Source organism: Aeromonas sp. s4 (assembly GCF_040907855.1).
Classification (GTDB): domain Bacteria; phylum Pseudomonadota; class Gammaproteobacteria; order Enterobacterales; family Aeromonadaceae; genus Aeromonas; species Aeromonas caviae.
The window spans coordinates 98354-114857 of the sequence record NZ_JBFOCP010000041.1; the positions used below are offsets into that span (position 1 = coordinate 98354).

At 65.5% G+C, this 16504-nt stretch carries 13 protein-coding genes and 1 riboswitch; of the genes, 10 read left to right on the forward strand and 3 right to left on the reverse strand.

Annotation, left to right across the window (positions count from 1 at the left end):
- Positions 1-18 precede the first annotated feature (18 nt).
- Positions 19-1296, reverse strand: coding sequence for a sodium:proton antiporter (locus AB5Y89_RS13850; RefSeq protein WP_042880492.1), 1278 nt, complete (start codon positions 1294-1296; stop codon positions 19-21).
- A 204-nt stretch (positions 1297-1500) separates the two neighbouring features.
- On the opposite strand from AB5Y89_RS13850, the gene metH reads away from it, so the two are divergent.
- From metH to rimK, 3 genes are all read left to right on the forward strand, one after another.
- On the forward strand, positions 1501-5196 hold the full coding sequence (gene metH, locus AB5Y89_RS13855) for a methionine synthase (protein WP_368223987.1): 3696 nt from the start codon (positions 1501-1503) through the stop codon (positions 5194-5196).
- Positions 5197-5263: 67 nt separating this feature from the next.
- On the forward strand, positions 5264-6331 hold the full coding sequence (locus AB5Y89_RS13860; protein ID WP_368223988.1) for a Gfo/Idh/MocA family oxidoreductase: 1068 nt from the start codon (positions 5264-5266) through the stop codon (positions 6329-6331).
- A gap of 204 nt (positions 6332-6535) precedes the next feature.
- Complete coding sequence (gene rimK, locus AB5Y89_RS13865) at positions 6536-7432, forward strand: 30S ribosomal protein S6--L-glutamate ligase (RefSeq protein WP_010672657.1); 897 nt, start codon at positions 6536-6538, stop codon at positions 7430-7432.
- Between the two features lie 154 nt (positions 7433-7586).
- Here rimK and AB5Y89_RS13870 read toward each other — a convergent pair whose 3' ends face one another.
- Positions 7587-8843 carry a HAMP domain-containing sensor histidine kinase gene (locus AB5Y89_RS13870; protein ID WP_279986967.1) on the reverse strand — a complete coding sequence of 419 codons (1257 nt, stop codon included), beginning with the start codon at positions 8841-8843 and terminating at the stop codon, positions 7587-7589.
- Positions 8840-9508, reverse strand: a complete 669-nt coding sequence (locus AB5Y89_RS13875; RefSeq protein WP_049637286.1) for a response regulator transcription factor — start codon at positions 9506-9508, stop codon at positions 8840-8842. The genes AB5Y89_RS13870 and AB5Y89_RS13875 overlap by 4 nt, the downstream gene beginning before the upstream one ends.
- 90 nt (positions 9509-9598) lie before the next feature.
- On the opposite strand from AB5Y89_RS13875, the gene AB5Y89_RS13880 reads away from it, so the two are divergent.
- The 7 genes from AB5Y89_RS13880 (at position 9599) to AB5Y89_RS13910 (ending at position 16448) form a co-directional block, all read left to right on the forward strand.
- Complete coding sequence (locus tag AB5Y89_RS13880; protein ID WP_029313554.1) at positions 9599-10027, forward strand: hypothetical protein; 429 nt, start codon at positions 9599-9601, stop codon at positions 10025-10027.
- A 78-nt stretch (positions 10028-10105) separates the two neighbouring features.
- Complete coding sequence (locus tag AB5Y89_RS13885) at positions 10106-10594, forward strand: hypothetical protein (protein ID WP_039040448.1); 489 nt, start codon at positions 10106-10108, stop codon at positions 10592-10594.
- 62 nt (positions 10595-10656) lie between these two features.
- Positions 10657-10770: riboswitch (TPP riboswitch) on the forward strand.
- Between the two features lie 257 nt (positions 10771-11027).
- On the forward strand, positions 11028-13019 hold the full coding sequence (gene thiC / locus AB5Y89_RS13890; RefSeq protein WP_368223989.1) for a phosphomethylpyrimidine synthase ThiC: 1992 nt from the start codon (positions 11028-11030) through the stop codon (positions 13017-13019).
- Complete coding sequence (gene thiE / locus AB5Y89_RS13895) at positions 13016-14623, forward strand: thiamine phosphate synthase (protein WP_368223990.1); 1608 nt, start codon at positions 13016-13018, stop codon at positions 14621-14623. The genes thiC and thiE overlap by 4 nt, the downstream gene beginning before the upstream one ends.
- Complete coding sequence (locus AB5Y89_RS13900; RefSeq protein WP_368223991.1) at positions 14613-15392, forward strand: ThiF family adenylyltransferase; 780 nt, start codon at positions 14613-14615, stop codon at positions 15390-15392. The genes thiE and AB5Y89_RS13900 overlap by 11 nt, the downstream gene beginning before the upstream one ends.
- 2 nt (positions 15393-15394) lie before the next feature.
- Entirely contained in the window at positions 15395-15595 is a 201-nt protein-coding gene (thiS, locus tag AB5Y89_RS13905; RefSeq protein ID WP_151027582.1) for a sulfur carrier protein ThiS, read from the forward strand.
- Between the two features lie 85 nt (positions 15596-15680).
- Positions 15681-16448, forward strand: coding sequence for a thiazole synthase (locus AB5Y89_RS13910; protein ID WP_045522913.1), 768 nt, complete (start codon positions 15681-15683; stop codon positions 16446-16448).
- Positions 16449-16504 lie beyond the last annotated feature (56 nt).

Genomic DNA, 16504 nt, shown 5'->3' on the forward strand with positions numbered 1-16504 from the left:
TGCCGGTCAGGGACGGGCTCAGGCGTCGCCACAGGCCTTCTTGGCGGCGGTGATCATGGGGGTAATGGTCATACCCTGTACCACGATGGAGAACATCACCACCGAGTAGGTCATCACCAGGATCACCTGGCGCAGATCGACGTTGTGCTCCGGGATCATCATGACACCGGATGGCAGTGCCAGGGCCATGGCCATGGCCAGGCCGCCACGCAGGCCGCCCCAGGTGAGGATGCGCACCGAGAAGGTGTTGTAGCTGCGGAACTTGCGGAACGCCACATAGGGCAGGGAGACGCTGATGAAGCGGGCGGCCAGGCAGAGCGGTACCGCGATGACCAGCAGGATCCAGTCGCGCCAGGCCAGATCCAGCAGCACCAGTGCCAGACCGATCAGCAGGAACAGCAGGGCGTTGAGGAACTGATCCATCAACTCCCAGAAGTGATCCAGGTGGTGCTGGCTCTGCTCGGAGAAGCCGGAATGACGGGTCCAGTTGCCGATCATGATGCCGGTCACCACCATGGCCAGGGCGCCGGAGACGCCGATCATGTTGGCGAAGGCGAAGCCCGCGGTCGGGATGCAGAGGGTCAGCAGCAGCTCCAGGGAGCCGTCGTCGGTGGCGCTGATCATCACGTGGGCGATGAGGCCCAGCACGGCCCCGAACAGGATGCCGCCGAGGGCCTCATGCAGGAAAAGACCTGCCACGCTGCCGAAGGTGGGCTCCACACCGCCAAAGGCCACGGCAAACACGGTAGCGAAGATGACGAGGCCAACACCGTCGTTGAACAGGGATTCCCCCTCGATCTGGATGGCGATCTGGGGTGGTGCCTTCATCTTCTTGACGATGGCCAGTACGGCAATCGGGTCAGTGGGGGAGATCAGGGCGCCGAACAGCATGCAGTAGACCAGCGGCAGGTCCCAGCCCAGCAGCTTGGCGATGAACCAGAAGCCGTAGCCGATGAGGAAGGTGGAGAGCAGGGTGGCGGCTATGGCCAGAATGGTGATTTCCCACTTCTGGCTACGCAACGCCTTGAGGTTGATGCCAAGCCCGCCGGCGAACAGCAGGAAGCCCAGGATCCCCTTCAACAGGAAGTTCTGGAAGTCGATGCTCTCCATGGTCTTGATGGCGAGAGGCTCCAGATTGAACCAACCCAGTTTGCCAAACAGCACCAGCAGCGCGGAGATCAGCATGGAGCCCGCAGTGATGGCGATGGTGGTCTGGATCTTCACAACATACTGGTTGGCAAAGGCGATGAAGATCGCCAACGCTGCCAGGAAGCAGAGTGTGTAGTAGACGCTCATAGTTATTTTTCTCTTTGGTAAACAGCAAGCACGTATCCCTCTTGAGGACGGGCATAGGGTACTCCCGGGTTAGATCATGCTCATTACCTATTTATGGTTATATTTAATCGTCATCACGGACAGATAGACGGCTAGATTTCCATTTAATTTGATTGCTGCTAGGATGGGCATCACGCAGTTGCATGGATGTAAGGGGTACGAGCGGTGTCGAGCAGAGAGTCGAACAAGAAAGCGGATGTCACAGCCAGGCTGGAAGCCTGTCTCAAGGAGCGGATCCTGATCATCGACGGGGCCATGGGCACCATGATCCAGGGTTACAAACTCGGTGAGGCGGACTATCGGGGGGAGCGGTTTGCCGACTGGCATACCGACATCAAGGGCAACAACGACCTGCTGGTGTTGAGCCGTCCCGCCGTCATTCGCGAGATCCACGACCAGTATTGTGCCGCCGGGGCCGACATCCTCGAGACCAACACCTTCAACGCCACCCGCATCGCCATGGCGGACTACGAGATGGAAGCGCTCTCGGCCGAGATAAACCGGGAGGCGGCCCGCCTGGCCCGCGCCGTGGCGGACGAGTGGACCGCCAAGGACCCGGCGAAACCGCGCTTTGTGGCAGGGGTTCTGGGCCCCACCAACCGTACCGCCTCCATCTCGCCGGACGTGAACGATCCGGGCAAGCGCAACGTCACCTATGACGAGCTGGTGGCCGCCTACACCGAATCGACCCACGCCCTCATCGAGGGCGGTGCCGACATCATCCTGATCGAGACCATCTTCGACACCCTCAACGCCAAGGCGGCCGCCTTCGCGGTGGACCTGGTGTTCGAGGAGCTGGGTTACAGCCTGCCGGTGATGATCTCCGGCACCATCACGGACGCCTCCGGTCGTACTCTCTCGGGCCAGACCACCGAGGCCTTCTACCACTCCCTTCGCCACGTCAAACCGGTCTCCTTCGGCCTCAACTGTGCGCTGGGGCCGGACGAGCTGCGCCAATACGTGGAGGAGCTGTCCCGCATCAGCGAGACCCATGTCAGCGCCCACCCCAACGCCGGTCTGCCCAATGCGTTTGGCGAGTACGATCTGGACGCGGTCGAGATGGCGGAGCATATCCGCGAGTGGGCTTCGAGCGGCTTTCTCAACCTGGTGGGCGGCTGCTGCGGCACCACCCCGACCCACATCCGCGCCATGGCGGACGCCGTGGCGGGCATCACACCCCGCGCCCTGCCGGATCTGCCGGTGGCCTGTCGGTTGTCGGGCCTGGAGCCTCTCATCATCACGGCGGACTCCATGTTCGTGAACGTGGGTGAGCGGACCAACGTCACCGGCTCGGCCAAGTTCAAGCGCTTGATAAAAGAAGGGCTCTACGACGAGGCCCTGGATGTGGCCAAGCAGCAGGTGGAAAACGGCGCCCAGATCATCGACATCAACATGGATGAGGGGATGCTGGACGCCGAGGCGGCCATGGTGCGCTTCCTGAACCTCATCGCCGGGGAACCGGACATCGCCCGGGTGCCGGTGATGATCGACTCCTCCAAGTGGGAGGTGCTGGAGGCGGGCCTCAAGTGCGTGCAGGGCAAGCCGGTGGTCAACTCCATCTCCATGAAGGAGGGGGAGGACAAATTCATCGAGCAGGCGAAACTGCTGCGCCGCTACGGCGCCGCCGTCATCGTCATGGCGTTCGACGAGGTGGGCCAGGCCGATACTCGGGCCCGCAAGTTCGAGATCTGCCAGCGCGCCTACCGCATTCTGGTGGACCGCGTCGGCTTCCCGCCGGAAGACATCATCTTCGACCCCAACATCTTCGCGGTGGCGACCGGCATCGACGAGCACAACAACTACGCGGTGGACTTCATCGAAGCGGTGAAGGACATCAAGGAGCACCTGCCCCACGCCATGATCTCCGGCGGCGTCTCCAACGTCTCCTTCTCCTTCCGTGGTAACGAGCCGGTGCGCGAAGCCATCCACGCCGTCTTCCTCTACCACGCCATCAGGAACGGCATGGACATGGGGATCGTCAACGCGGGCCAGCTTGCCATCTACGAAGACATCCCGGCCGAGCTCAAAGAGAAGGTCGAGGCGGTGGTGCTGAACCTCAACGACAACGCCACCGAGGCGCTGCTGGCCATCGCCGAGAAGTATCGCGGCGCGGGTGCCCAGGCGGAGGATCCGCGGGATCAGGAGTGGCGCAGCTGGCCGGTGGGCAAGCGGCTCGAACACGCCCTGGTCAAGGGGATCACTGATTTCATCGAGGAGGATACCGAGGAGGCACGCGCCCAGGCCGAGAAGCCGCTGCACGTCATCGAGGGGCCGCTGATGGATGGCATGAATGTGGTGGGCGATTTGTTCGGCGCCGGCAAGATGTTCCTGCCCCAGGTGGTGAAGTCGGCCCGGGTGATGAAGCGGGCGGTGGCCTACCTGCAACCCTACATCGAGGCGGAGAAGTCCGGCGGCTCCAGCAACGGCAAAATCGTGCTGGCCACCGTCAAGGGCGACGTGCACGACATCGGCAAGAACATCGTCGGGGTGGTGCTCCAGTGCAACAACTTCGAGATCGTGGATCTCGGGGTCATGGTCTCCTGCGAGACCATCCTCAAGACGGCCCGGGAAGTGAACGCCGACATCATCGGCCTGTCGGGCCTCATCACTCCGTCCCTGGACGAGATGGTGCACGTGGCCAAAGAGATGGAGCGTCAGGGGTTCAAGCTGCCGCTGCTCATCGGCGGAGCCACCACTTCCAAGGCCCACACCGCGGTGAAGATAGAGCAGAACTACTCCGAGCCCGTGGTCTATGTCTCCAACGCCTCCCGCGCCGTGGGGGTGGCCCAGAGCCTGCTGAGCCCGGAGCTCAAGCCCGCCTTCGTGGCCCGCATCGACAAGGAGTACGAGATTGCCCGGGATCAGCATGCCCGCAAGCAGCCGCGCTCCAAGCCGGTCAGCCTGGCCCATGCCCGGGCCAACCGCCATCAGCTGGACTGGGTGGGCTATGAGCCCCCGGCGCCCCGGGAGCCCGGCGTGCAGACCTTCGAAAACGTACCCATCTCTGTGCTGCGCCCCTACATCGACTGGACGCCGTTCTTCCTGAGCTGGGAGCTGGCGGGCAAATTCCCCCGCATTCTGGAGGATGAAGTCGTGGGGGAGGAAGCGACGCGCCTCTACGCCGACGCCAACGCCATGCTGGACCAGCTGGAGAAGGATCAGAGCGTGCGCTGTGCTGGCATCGTCGGCCTGTTCCCCGCCAACGCCGTGGGGGACAGCATCGAGGTTTACACCGACGAGTCCCGCACTGAAGTGAAAAAAGTGCTGCACCACCTGCGCCAGCAGAGCGAGAAGCAGGGCTTCCCCAACTACTGTCTGGCGGACTATGTGGCGCCGAAAGAGAGCGGCAAGCCCGACTGGATCGGCGCCTTCGCGGTGACCGGCGGCATCGGCGAGGAGGCCATCGCCAAGGCCTACAAGGCGCAGCATGACGACTACAACGCCATCCTCATTCAGGCGGTGTGCGATCGCCTCGCCGAGGCCTTTGCCGAATACCTCCACGAGCAGGTGCGCAAAGTGCACTGGGGCTATGCCCCGGACGAGGCGCTCAGCAACGAGGAACTGATTCGCGAAAATTACCAGGGGATACGTCCGGCGCCGGGCTACCCGGCCTGCCCGGAGCACACCGAGAAGGGGAGCATCTGGGAGTTGCTGGACGTGGAGCAGGCCATCGGCATGCAGCTCACCGAGTCCTACGCCATGTGGCCGGGGGCAGCGGTGTCGGGCTGGTACTTCTCCCACCCCGAGAGCAAGTATTTCGCCGTGGCCCAGATCCAGCAGGATCAGGTGGAAGACTACGCCATGCGCAAGGGGATGACCCTGGCAGAGGCCGAACGCTGGCTGGGGCCCAACCTGCATTGATCCCCGCCTGCCCCGCCTCACGCGGTGCGGGGCAGGCGCCGGGTACGCACGCCATATCGAGGTTGCCATGAAGATTGGATTTGTCGGTCTGGGGGCCGTGGTGCAGACAGCCTATCTGCCTGCACTTGCCGCCCTGGCGGAAAATCCCGAGATATGGGGTTTTGATCCCGCCATCACCCTGCCCGGTGTCATGTCTGCGCCGACCCTGGAAGCCCTGCTGGCCGAACCCCTGGATCGGCTGGTGATCGCCACGCCTTCCCTGCTGCATCTGCCCGTGCTGGAACAGGCACTGGCCAGCGCCATTCCCCTCATCCTGGTGGAGAAACCCGTGGTGGCCACCCTGGCCCAGCACGATCGCCTGCACGCCCTGCTGGCGGACCCCGAGGTCGCGGCCAGGGTGCTGGCGCTGGATCACTGGATGGCCCGCAATGCCGTCCAGCAGTTGCTGCTGAGCGGCAAACTGGATGAAGGCTGGCAGCCTCGGGAACCAGGCTGCGCCGGGGTCGGGCTGGCCACCCTCGCCGATATCAGCGCGGTGGAGGGCTTTTTGCTGGAACCCTGCGGCCTGGACGAGGCGGGGCATCCCTATGCCCTCAACTTCGCCACCGGGGAGCCGGATCGGCGGGTCCTGCGCCATCCAGACGGAGTGATCCTCGACATCGGCACCCATCTGCTGGCGATGATCCGGGAACTGCTGGTGGCCCTGGGTGGGGACGACCGCCTGCACCTGATCGCGGAGGGCGTCTGCGACCGGCTGGGGCAGCCCATCCGGCGCGGGGATCTGGAGAGCGCCGAGGGGCGGGCCTGCCTGCGCGGCGAGGCGGCAGGGGTGCCTCTGACCCTCTGGCTCGACAAGTATGCAGGTCCCGGGGTGGAGAAGAAGGGGCTTTACCTGCACTTCAAAGACGGGCGGCGCATCGAGCTGCTTCGCCGCGGCAACCTGGAGTGGTTGCACCATCACGACGTCGACGGGATGCGGGGCTGGCAACATGAGGGGCCTCTCTATCGCCACTGCATCGCCCAGACCCTGCTGGCCCCCGTGCCTTTGGGAGGCTGGGCCGGCACCACGGCGCGCCGTTTGCAGGAGGTCGCCCTGCTGCTTGAGTTGCAGCAAGGGCTGCGCGGCCCCCATTGACGTCGCTGGCGCCATCGGACATGAGGGCTGGTGGCTGGCGCCGTCTTGCAGAGCGGTCCCTGGCTTTGGTCCGTTCTTGAGTGCGGCACTCTCGGTTTTTGCCCGTTCTTGCAGAACCGCGCATGGTGAGGGGAAAGGATTGGCGTTGCCAGTCGTTCATGGCACCTTATACTCTCCAGTCCGATTATCAGGTCTGCCATTTCCATGAATATTGCCATTTTATCCCGTGAGCCCAACAACTACTCCACCCGCCGTCTGGTCGAGGTGGCCCGGGCCCGTGGGCATCAGGTCGAGGTGCTCGACACCCTGCGCTGCTACATGAACATCGCCTCCCACAGCCCCTCCATCCATTACGAAGGACGGGAGCTGGAGAGCTATGACGCCGTGATCCCGCGCATCGGTGCCAGCATCACCTTCTATGGCACCGCCGTGCTGCGCCAGTTCGAGATGATGAGCACCATGGCTCTCAACAGCTCGGTGGCCATCTCCCGCTCCCGGGACAAGCTGCGCGCCATGCAGCTGCTCTCCCGTCACGGCATCGGCCTGCCGGTGACCGGCTATGCCCACAGCACCCACGACGTACCGGATCTCATCACCATGGTGGGGGGCGCCCCCCTGGTGGTGAAGCTGCTGGAGGGCACCCAGGGGATTGGCGTGGTGCTGTGCGAGACCCAGAAGGCCGCCGAGAGCGTCATCGAGGCCTTTATCCAGACCAACAACAACATCCTGGTGCAGGAGTACATCCGCGAGGCCAACGGCGCCGATATCCGCTGCCTGGTGGTCAATGGCAAGGTGGTGGCCGCCATGCGCCGCCAGGCCCAGCCGGGGGAGTTTCGCTCCAACCTGCACCGGGGCGGCACCGCCGAAGCCATCAAGATCACGCCGGAAGAGCGTGCCACTGCCGTGCAGGCCGCCAAGATCATGGGGCTGGACGTGGCCGGGGTGGATATTCTGCGTAGCGCCCGCGGCCCGCTGGTGCTGGAGGTGAACTCCTCCCCCGGCCTGCAGGGGGTGGAAGCTGCCTCCGGCAAGGACGTGGCGGGCAAGATCATCGAGTTCCTCGAGCTCAAGGCGAGCCGCAAGCACAAGCCGGCGGAATGAGTCCCAAACGAGTGTCAGACAGGTAAACACAGGGCGCCCTCGGGCGCCTTGTTGCTATCTGGGGGGTGGGCTGGAAGGCAGTGGGCTTGCCGGGAAGTGTCTCCCTTCTCCCACTGTGTTGAACAGCCGGGAAGAAGGGCCGGGAATGAGGGGCTTATGCCGCCCCGGGGGCGCCGGGGATCATCACCAGCCGGGCGCTGAAGACCCCCTCCACCAGATGGGTCTCAATCTGCCAGCCCAGCTTCTCGCAGATGCGCTGGATGATGGTGAGGCCGCAGCCGTAGCCGAGGATCTGATCCGGTGCGGCGGCGGTGGGGTTGCTGATGGTGAGCTCCTGCTCGTGCAGGGTGATCTCGATGTGCCCCTCGGCGTAGCTCAGGGCGTTTTTCAAGAGGTTGCCGAGGGCGATGGCGAGCAGGGAGAGGGGGGCCTGCACCTCGCTCTTCTCGTCCAGTTGCAGGCGAATGTCCAGCGTCTCCCGTTGCAGCAGGGGGGCGAGGCGGGTCAGCTCCCGGCGAATGAGCGGCGCCACCTGCTGGGGCGGGCGCTCCACGGCCTCCTTGCGTCCCAGCAGCAGGAAGGTTTCGGTGAGCAGGGCCATCTCGTCGGCGGCGGCGCGGATGCGGCTGACTGCGCGGGCTGCCGGGGCGGGCAGGTCATTCACCTTGCCGAGCAGGGCCGCGGATCCCTGGATCACCATGTTGGGGGTGCGCAGCTCGTGGCTGGCAAAGCGGCTGAACTCCTGTTCACGGGCAAACACGGCGGCTACCTCGTGCTTGCCCGCCAGCAGCGCCTGCTCTATCTCTCGCAGCTCCTGCCAGGGGGCATCGGGCACGAAGTCCCCCTGATCCGGGGTGAGGTGGGCGACCCGCTGGCGCAGCCGCTCCAGCGGCCTGGTGATGTGACGCACCAGCCAGATGCCGAAGGCGAGGCTCCCCAGCAGCAGGGCCAGGCCTATGAGGCGGGTCACCAGATGCAGCTTGGCTTCGTAAGGGTCCAGGTAGTCGTCCGCATCGTCGTTGAACACCAGATAGAGCAGCCCCTGACCCGAGGGGTGGGCGCGTACCAGGAAGTGCTTGTCCTCCCGGCCCCGCTGATGCTCGAAGAAGCCGGGGCTCTGGTAGGCCTTGAGCCAGGCGGGCAGGCGGCCCGCCTCTGTCCAGTAGCTGGAGAACTGGCGCGGGCTGGGGGCGGGGGCCGCCATTCCGAGGCGCAACCAGTCGTCGTCATAGCGGGTTGCCTCCGCCTCCAGCCAGTGGCGCAGGCTCAGCTCCTCCATCTTGTTCTCGGCCACCACCATCAGCAGGCTCAGGATCACCAGCAGCAGCAGACCGGCCCCTCCCAGCGCCAGCACCAGGCGCCGGCGCAGGCTCGGCAGACCGGAGGCAAGGGGCGGCGTCGGGTTCGTCATGGGGTCACCAGCCGGTAGCCCTGGCCGTGCAGGGTCTCCAGCATGGGGGTGGGGAAGGGCTTGTCGAGGGCGCTGCGCAGGGCATAGATGTGGCTGCGCAGGGCGTCGGAGTCGGGCTCCTCGTCGCCCCAGACGGTGTCGAGCACCTCCTGGCGCGTCACCAGCTGGGGCGCGCGCTTCACCAGCAGGGTGAGGATTTGGAACGGGATCTTGCCGAGCTTGAGCTCCACCCCGGCGCGGGTGGCGCGGCCGCTGGCGGGATCCACCGTCAGATCGCCAAAGCCGAGGACGCCCATGTCCCCTCTGGGGCCACGCAGGCTGAGGGCCTCCAGGCGCACCTCCAGCTCCTCCATGGCGAACGGCTTGACCAGATAGTCGTCGCCCCCCGCCCGAAAGCCTGCCAGCTTGTCCTCCAGGCTGTCACGGGCGGTGAGAAAGAGCACCGGGGTCGCGATGCCGTCCGCACGCAGCCGCTCCACGGTACGCAGGCCGTCGAGGCGCGGCATCATGACGTCCATGATGATGACGTCGAAGCGCTCCTGGGCCAGCAGTTGCAGCGCGGCCTGGCCATGATAGGCGCAATCCACCCTGTGCCCGGCCAGCGCCAGATAGTCCATGATGGTCTCCGCCACCTGGGGACTGTCTTCCACCACCAGTATTTTCATGCTCTGATCTCCTGGTCTGTGCCGATATTTCACGGCCATTTCACACCGGATGGGTCATCCTGTGTGCCAGTGTAACCCCGAGGATCCCCGATGAAGAAGTCTCTCTGCGCCTTCTGGTTATTGATTCTATTGCCTTTTGGTCTGGTGCAGGCGGCCGAGTTCAAGCTCACGGGCCGCACCACCTGGCAGCTTGGCCAGTTGATGGTCAATGGCATTCCCTTCGTGATCGATGAGCGTACCCGCTTCAAGGATGGCCTGGATGAGGACGATCTCGGCGGGACCTGGGTCGATCTGGAAGGGGTCGTACAGGAGACGGCGGCAGGGGCGCGGCGGCTCGTTCGCGAGGTGGAGGCGCTGGAAGAGGAGGACGAGATGGAACTGGAAGGGCCGGTGGAAGGGGGACGGATCTGGGGCTATGTCACCTCGGATGGGAGCCTCTCCCCGTTCGAGGGACGCTGGCTGGAGCTGGAGTGCAAGTTTGACGGCATGCGCCTGAGCCAGTGCCGGGAGGATGACTGACCGGTCAGGGAGGACCGGGAAAAATTGCCCGTCCGGGGCCATAGTTAAACCTCACCCCGTGACCCCGGACCGCCAGCCATGACCCGAACCGCACTCTGCCTGCTGCTGTTGCCCTTCTGCACCCTTGCCGACGACGCCGAGCTCTGGCTGGTGGAGCTGGAGCACAACGACGGGGTGCGCCTGCAATTCCAGGGGGCTGAGCTGGAGCTCGGCAGTGCCGAACTGCACGGCGTGGCGCAGCCGGACGGGCTCGTGCCCGGCATGCACCTCGCGATCCAGAGCCGCTACGGCGTCGCCGAGACGATCCGGGTGCTCGACGGGGCGCCGGATCCGGCGCTCGGGGCCAGCTGGCGGCGGGCGGAGGATCGACTGCTCACCCATAATCAGCAGGCATTGCTGCTACAGGATCTCGGCGTGCTGGTGTTTGATGCTGACACTCGCTGGATCAACGGCAGCGCCGCCGATCTGCAACCGGGTCGCCGCCTGGTGCTGAGCCGGGATGAAGAGGGCCGCCTCACCGATATCCTCATTCCCGACCCCGAGGATCCCCTCGACGCCGAAGAGTGAGACCTCTCTCCCTTTCCCCTTGTTAATGGCTTGTACTTTAAATTTCCCCACTTATACTGGCGCACATCTTGTCGGAGTGCTGACCGTCGAACGACGCTAAGCTGAGACCGTTAATTCGGGATCCGTGGAACCTGATCAGGTTAAGACCTGCGAAGGGAAACAAGGGTAACTTGCGGGTTACCGCGCCGGGGAAGGCACACCTTCCCGCCAGCTGGAGGCAGACCGCCTCTGGCTGCCACAGGCGCACAGGGGGAGGTTGTCCCGCCGGGCCGTCAGGCCTGCGGATCTGCCACACAGGGCAGAGGGACGGCAGAGCAGGGAAGATCCATGCCCGACTCACTCCCCCGAGCACACCCCGCCGCAAGTTCATCTTCTCCTCGAACTCCAGACAAGCAAACACCCATAACTTCAACCAGTTAATGTGAGTTTTGCTATGTCTACCAATGTTTCTGATACCACCAAATCCAGCCGCCGCGAGCAGCGCTCCAGCGCCCAGACCTTTATCGACAACCTCAAGGGGATGGCTCACCCCAACTCCCGCCGCATCTTTATCGAAGGCTCCCGCGCCGATATCCGGGTGCCCCTGCGGGAGATCCAGCTGGCCGACACCTTCGTCGGCGGCACCAAGGAAGCTCCCCAGTTCGAGCCCAACGAGCCGGTGCCGGTTTACGATACCTCGGGCCCCTATGGGGAAGAGGCCGCCCCCATCGACGTGCGCCGCGGTCTGCCGCGCCTGCGGGAGAATTGGGTGCTGGAGCGTGCTGACACCGACGCGCTGGACGGGCTGAGCTCCACCTTCACTCAGGAGCGGCGGGCGGACGAGGGGCTGGATCACCTGCGTTTCGAACATTTGCCGAGCGCCCGCCGCGCCAAGCCGGGCCGCCGGGTCACCCAGCTGCACTATGCCCGACAAGGCATCGTCACCCCCGAGATGGAATTTATCGCCATCCGCGAGAACATGGGCCGCGAGCGGGTGCGCTCCGAGCTCCTGCGCACCCAGCATCCGGGTCAGGGCTTTGGCGCCAGACTGCCCCAGAACATCACCCCCGAGTTCGTGCGCGATGAGGTGGCCGCCGGTCGCGCCATCATCCCCAGCAACATCAACCACCCGGAAGCGGAGCCCATGATCATCGGCCGCAACTTCCTGGTGAAGATCAACGCCAACATCGGCAACTCGGCGGTCACTTCCAGCATCGAAGAGGAAGTGGAGAAGCTGGTCTGGTCCACCCGCTGGGGCGCCGACACCGTGATGGATCTCTCCACCGGCCGCTACATCCACGAGACCCGCGAGTGGATCCTGCGCAACAGCCCGGTGCCCATCGGCACCGTGCCCATCTATCAGGCGCTGGAGAAGACCAACGGCATCGCCGAAGACCTCACCTGGGAGCTGTTCCGCGACACCCTGCTGGAGCAGGCCGAGCAGGGGGTGGACTACTTCACCATCCACGCCGGCGTCTTGCTGCGCTTCGTGCCCATGACTGCCAAGCGCCTCACCGGCATCGTTTCGCGCGGTGGCAGCATCATGGCCAAGTGGTGCCTGTCGCACCACAAGGAGAACTTCCTCTACGAGCACTTCCGCGAAATCTGCGAGATCTGCGCCGCCTACGACGTGAGCTTGTCGCTGGGTGACGGTCTGCGTCCGGGCTCCGTCTATGACGCCAACGACGAGGCCCAGTTCGCCGAGCTGCGCACCCTGGGCGAGCTCACCAAAATTGCCTGGGAATACGACGTGCAGGTGATGATCGAGGGGCCTGGTCACGTGCCCATGCACATGATCGAGCGCAACATGACCGAGCAGCTCGAGCACTGCCACGAGGCTCCCTTCTATACCCTGGGCCCGCTCACCACCGACATTGCCCCGGGGTACGATCACTTCACCTCCGGCATCGGCGCCGCGCTCATCGGCTGGTACGGCTGCGCCATGCTCTGCTACGTGACCCCCAAGGAACACCTGGGCCTGCCCAACAAGGAGGACGTGAAGCAGGGGCTCATCACCTACAAGATCGCCGCCCACGCTGCTGACCTTGCCAAGGGCCACCCGGGCGCCCAGATCCGCGACAACGCCATGTCCAAGGCGCGTTTCGAGTTCCGCTGGGAGGATCAGTTCAACCTGGCCCTGGATCCCGACACCGCCCGCGCCTACCACGACGAGACCCTGCCTCAGGAGTCCGGCAAAGTGGCCCACTTCTGCTCCATGTGCGGGCCCAAGTTCTGCTCCATGAAGATCACCCAGGACGTGCGCGATTATGCGGCGAAACTGGAAGCCGTGGAGATCAAGCTGGTCGGCATGGACGGTCAGCAGGAGCGGGTGGTGGCCGAGGTGGAGAGCGGCATGGCCCGCATGGCTGAAACCTTCAAGGAGACCGGCGGCGAGATCTACCATCAGGCGGCGACTCTGAAGCAGGCCGCAGGGGAGGAGGCGTGAGCAGCGAGCGCGGGGCTGTCAGCCCCGCCGACCTGTCCGCCGTGACGCAGGCCCGCCCCGTGGTCTGGACCATCGCCGGGTCCGACTCCGGCGGCGGGGCCGGCATTCAGGCCGACTTGCACACGATGCATGACCTCGGCGTGCACGGCTGCTCCGTCATCTCCGCCATCACGGCCCAGAACTCGGTGGCGGTGAAGATGGTCGACCCCGTGCTGATGCAGACCTTCGCCGCCCAGATCGATGCCCTGGGGCTGGATCTGCCACCCGCCGCCATCAAGATCGGCCTGCTGCCGACCCGGCTGCATGTGGAGGTGCTGGCACGCAGGTTGTCGACCGTCGAGGCTCCCTTCGTGGTCTACGACCCGGTGGCCATCGCCAGCACCGGCACCCCCATGGCGGAGCCCGGCATGCTGGTGGCGGTGCGCGAGCACCTGCTGCCGCGCCTCTCCTTGATCACCCCCAATGGTCCCGAGCTGGAAGCCCTGACCGGCCTGCCCGCCACCAGTCCCGAGCTGGTGCGCCTCGCCGCCCGGCGGCTGCGCGAACTCGGCGCCCGCGCCGTGCTGGTCAAGGGGGGCCACCTTGAATGGGGCGGGGATCTCTGCCTCGACTACTACCAGGATGAGACCCGCGAATTCTGGCTCGCCGCGCCGCGCCTCGATACCCGCCACGGCCACGGCACCGGCTGCGCTTACGCCAGCGCCATCGCCGCCGTGGTGGCGCAGGACTATCCGGTGGAGGACGCCATCACCCTGGCGCGTGCCTACCTGCAACAGGGGCTGGCGGCGGCGCAGGGGGTGGGGGCAGGCCCGGGGCCCATCGCCCATCTCGGCTGGCCCGCCGACCTTGCCCACTTCCCCCGTGCCGTGCTGGCGGGCTCACCGCTCGATCGCCGCTTTGGATTGCATGAAGCGAGCAGCGCCCGTCTGCCGCAGGGCCCCTTCGCGCCGACCGAACACCACCTCGGCCTCTATCCGGTGGTGGACTCGGTCAAGTGGCTCAAACGTCTGCTGGGGGCCGGGGTCAAGACGATCCAGCTGCGGATCAAGAATCTGCCCGCCACAGAGGTGGCGCCGGCCATTCGTGATGCGGTAGAGCTCGGTCGCCGCCATGGGGCGCGGCTCTTTATCAACGACTACTGGCAGCAGGCCATCGAGGCGGGGGCCTGGGGCGTGCATCTGGGGCAGGAGGATATGGAGACCGCCGATCTCGCCGCCATTCAGGCGGCGGGGCTGCGCCTTGGCATCTCCACCCACGGCTACTTCGAGCTGATGCGGGCCCGCGAGCTTGCCCCCTCCTATATCGCGCTGGGCCATATCTTCCCGACCAACACCAAGGCGATGCCTTCGCGCCCCCAGGGGCTGGCGCGGCTGCACCACTACCGCGCCCTGATGGCGCAGTGGCCCACGGTGGCCATCGGTGGCATCAGCGAGGAGCGGGTGGCGGCGGTCAAGGCAAGCGGGGTCGGCAGCATTGCGCTGGTCTCGGCCATCACGGCGAGCGATGACTGGCAGGGGGCGACCGAGCGGCTGCTCGCCGCCGTGGGGGCGGGGGATGAACCGCGCTCGGCCTGCGTGATACGGGAGGCAGAACATGCGCTCTGATGCCGCGTCTCTTAGTGACAAAGAGTACCTGCGATACGGCCGCCAGCTGATGCTGGCGGAAGTGGGGGAAGCCGGTCAGGCGCGGCTCAAGGATAAGTCCGTGCTGATCGTGGGCCTCGGCGGGCTCGGCTCGCCGCTCGCCCTCTATCTGGCGGGGGCCGGGGTGGGCACCTTGTGGCTCGCCGATGGCGATACGGTGGACTCCAGCAACCTGCCGCGCCAGATCCTGTTCGATAGCGAGGCGGTCAACCACTCCAAGGCGGAGCTGGCCCGCGAGCGCTTGGCCGCCCACAACCCGCTGGTGGAGCTGATCGCCATCAACCAGCGCCTCGATGCCGCCAGCCTGCCGGAGTTTTTGACCGAGGTGGATCTGGTGATCGACTGCTGCGACAACCTCGCCACCCGCCAGGCCATCAACGCCGCCTGCGTGGCCCAGGGCAAGCCCTGGGTCTGTGCCGCCGCAGTGGGCTGGCAGGGGCAGCTGATGGTGCGCACCAGCAGCGATCACGCCTGCTACGCCTGCCTCTATCCGCTGGATACCGAGATCAGGGAAAGCTGCGAGACCAGCGGTGTCACTGGCCCGCTGGTCGGGGTGATGGGCTCTTTGCAGGCGCTGGAGGCACTGAAACTGCTGCTCGGGATGCCGAGCCCGGTGGCGGGCACATTGCGCCGGTTCGATGCGTTGACCCATCAGTGGCAGACCCTCACGCTGGCTCCCGACCCCGATTGCCCGGTCTGCGGCAGCACCCACCCGGCTCAGGAGAATTAACCATGAAGATCCGATTGAACGATATCGAGCTGACGCTGCCCACCGGCCAGCGCCTGACTGAGCTGCTGGCGGTGCAGGAGATTTCCCCTCAGGGGGTAGCGGTGGCCCTCAACGGCGCCGTGCTGCCCCGCAGCCGCTGGGCCGAGACCCGTCTCAATGACGGGGACGAACTTCACCTCTTCACCGCCATTGCGGGAGGCTGATCCATGATGCTCGCAGTCCCATCTTCGCGTGCTCTGCCTTGCGGCGGGGCCTCATCTCTTCTTATCGCAGTGACGGGAGGCTGACATGCTCAAGATTGCCGATCACACCTTCTCTTCGCGCCTCTTCACCGGCACCGGCAAGTTTGCCCGCCCGGAACTGATGGCCGCCGCCATCGAGGCAAGCGGCTCCCAGCTGGTCACCATGGCCATCAAGCGGCTCGAACCGGGCAAGGCCCACGACGATATCCTCACGCCCCTTCGGCAACTCGGGGTCAAGTTGTTGCCCAACACCTCGGGGGCCAAGACCGCCGCCGAGGCGGTGTTTGCCGCCCACCTGGCCCGCGAGGCGCTGGGGACGAACTGGCTCAAGCTCGAGATCCACCCCGATCCTCGTTACCTGCTGCCAGACCCCATCGAGACGCTCAAAGCCGCCGAACAACTGGTGAAAGAGGGCTTTGTGGTGCTGCCCTACTGCGGTGCCGACCCTGTGCTCTGCAAGCGGCTCGAAGAGGTGGGCTGCGCCGCCGTGATGCCGCTGGGCGCCCCCATCGGTTCCAATCAGGGGCTGGTGACCCGGGAGTTTCTCTCCATCATCGTCGAGCAGGCCAATGTGCCTGTGGTGGTGGATGCGGGCATAGGTGCGCCGAGCCATGCGGCGGCCGCCTTTGAGCTGGGCGCCGACGCCGTGCTGGTCAACACCGCCATCGCGGTGAGCGGCGACCCGGTCGCCATGGGCCGCGCCTTTGCGCTGGCCTGCACTGCCGGGCGCAGCGCCTATGAGGCGGGCCTCGGCGCCCGCGCCCTGCAGGCGCAAGCCTCCAGCCCGCTTACCGATTTTCTGGGGGCGTTATGAGTCAGCATGCCAATGACCCCACCCCGACCCTCCCCTTGCCAGGGGAGGGAGTGTCG

Coding starts and splice junctions, on each gene's coding strand:
- AB5Y89_RS13850 (WP_042880492.1), bottom strand. CDS start 1,296: ATGAGCGTCTACTACACACTCTGCTTCCTGGCAGCGTTGGCGATCTTC.
- AB5Y89_RS13860 (WP_368223988.1), top strand. CDS start 5,264: ATGAAGATTGGATTTGTCGGTCTGGGGGCCGTGGTGCAGACAGCCTAT.
- rimK (WP_010672657.1), top strand. CDS start 6,536: ATGAATATTGCCATTTTATCCCGTGAGCCCAACAACTACTCCACCCGC.
- AB5Y89_RS13870 (WP_279986967.1), bottom strand. CDS start 8,843: ATGACGAACCCGACGCCGCCCCTTGCCTCCGGTCTGCCGAGCCTGCGC.
- AB5Y89_RS13875 (WP_049637286.1), bottom strand. CDS start 9,508: ATGAAAATACTGGTGGTGGAAGACAGTCCCCAGGTGGCGGAGACCATC.
- AB5Y89_RS13880 (WP_029313554.1), top strand. CDS start 9,599: ATGAAGAAGTCTCTCTGCGCCTTCTGGTTATTGATTCTATTGCCTTTT.
- AB5Y89_RS13885 (WP_039040448.1), top strand. CDS start 10,106: ATGACCCGAACCGCACTCTGCCTGCTGCTGTTGCCCTTCTGCACCCTT.
- thiC (WP_368223989.1), top strand. CDS start 11,028: ATGTCTACCAATGTTTCTGATACCACCAAATCCAGCCGCCGCGAGCAG.
- AB5Y89_RS13900 (WP_368223991.1), top strand. CDS start 14,613: ATGCGCTCTGATGCCGCGTCTCTTAGTGACAAAGAGTACCTGCGATAC.
- thiS (WP_151027582.1), top strand. CDS start 15,395: ATGAAGATCCGATTGAACGATATCGAGCTGACGCTGCCCACCGGCCAG.
- AB5Y89_RS13910 (WP_045522913.1), top strand. CDS start 15,681: ATGCTCAAGATTGCCGATCACACCTTCTCTTCGCGCCTCTTCACCGGC.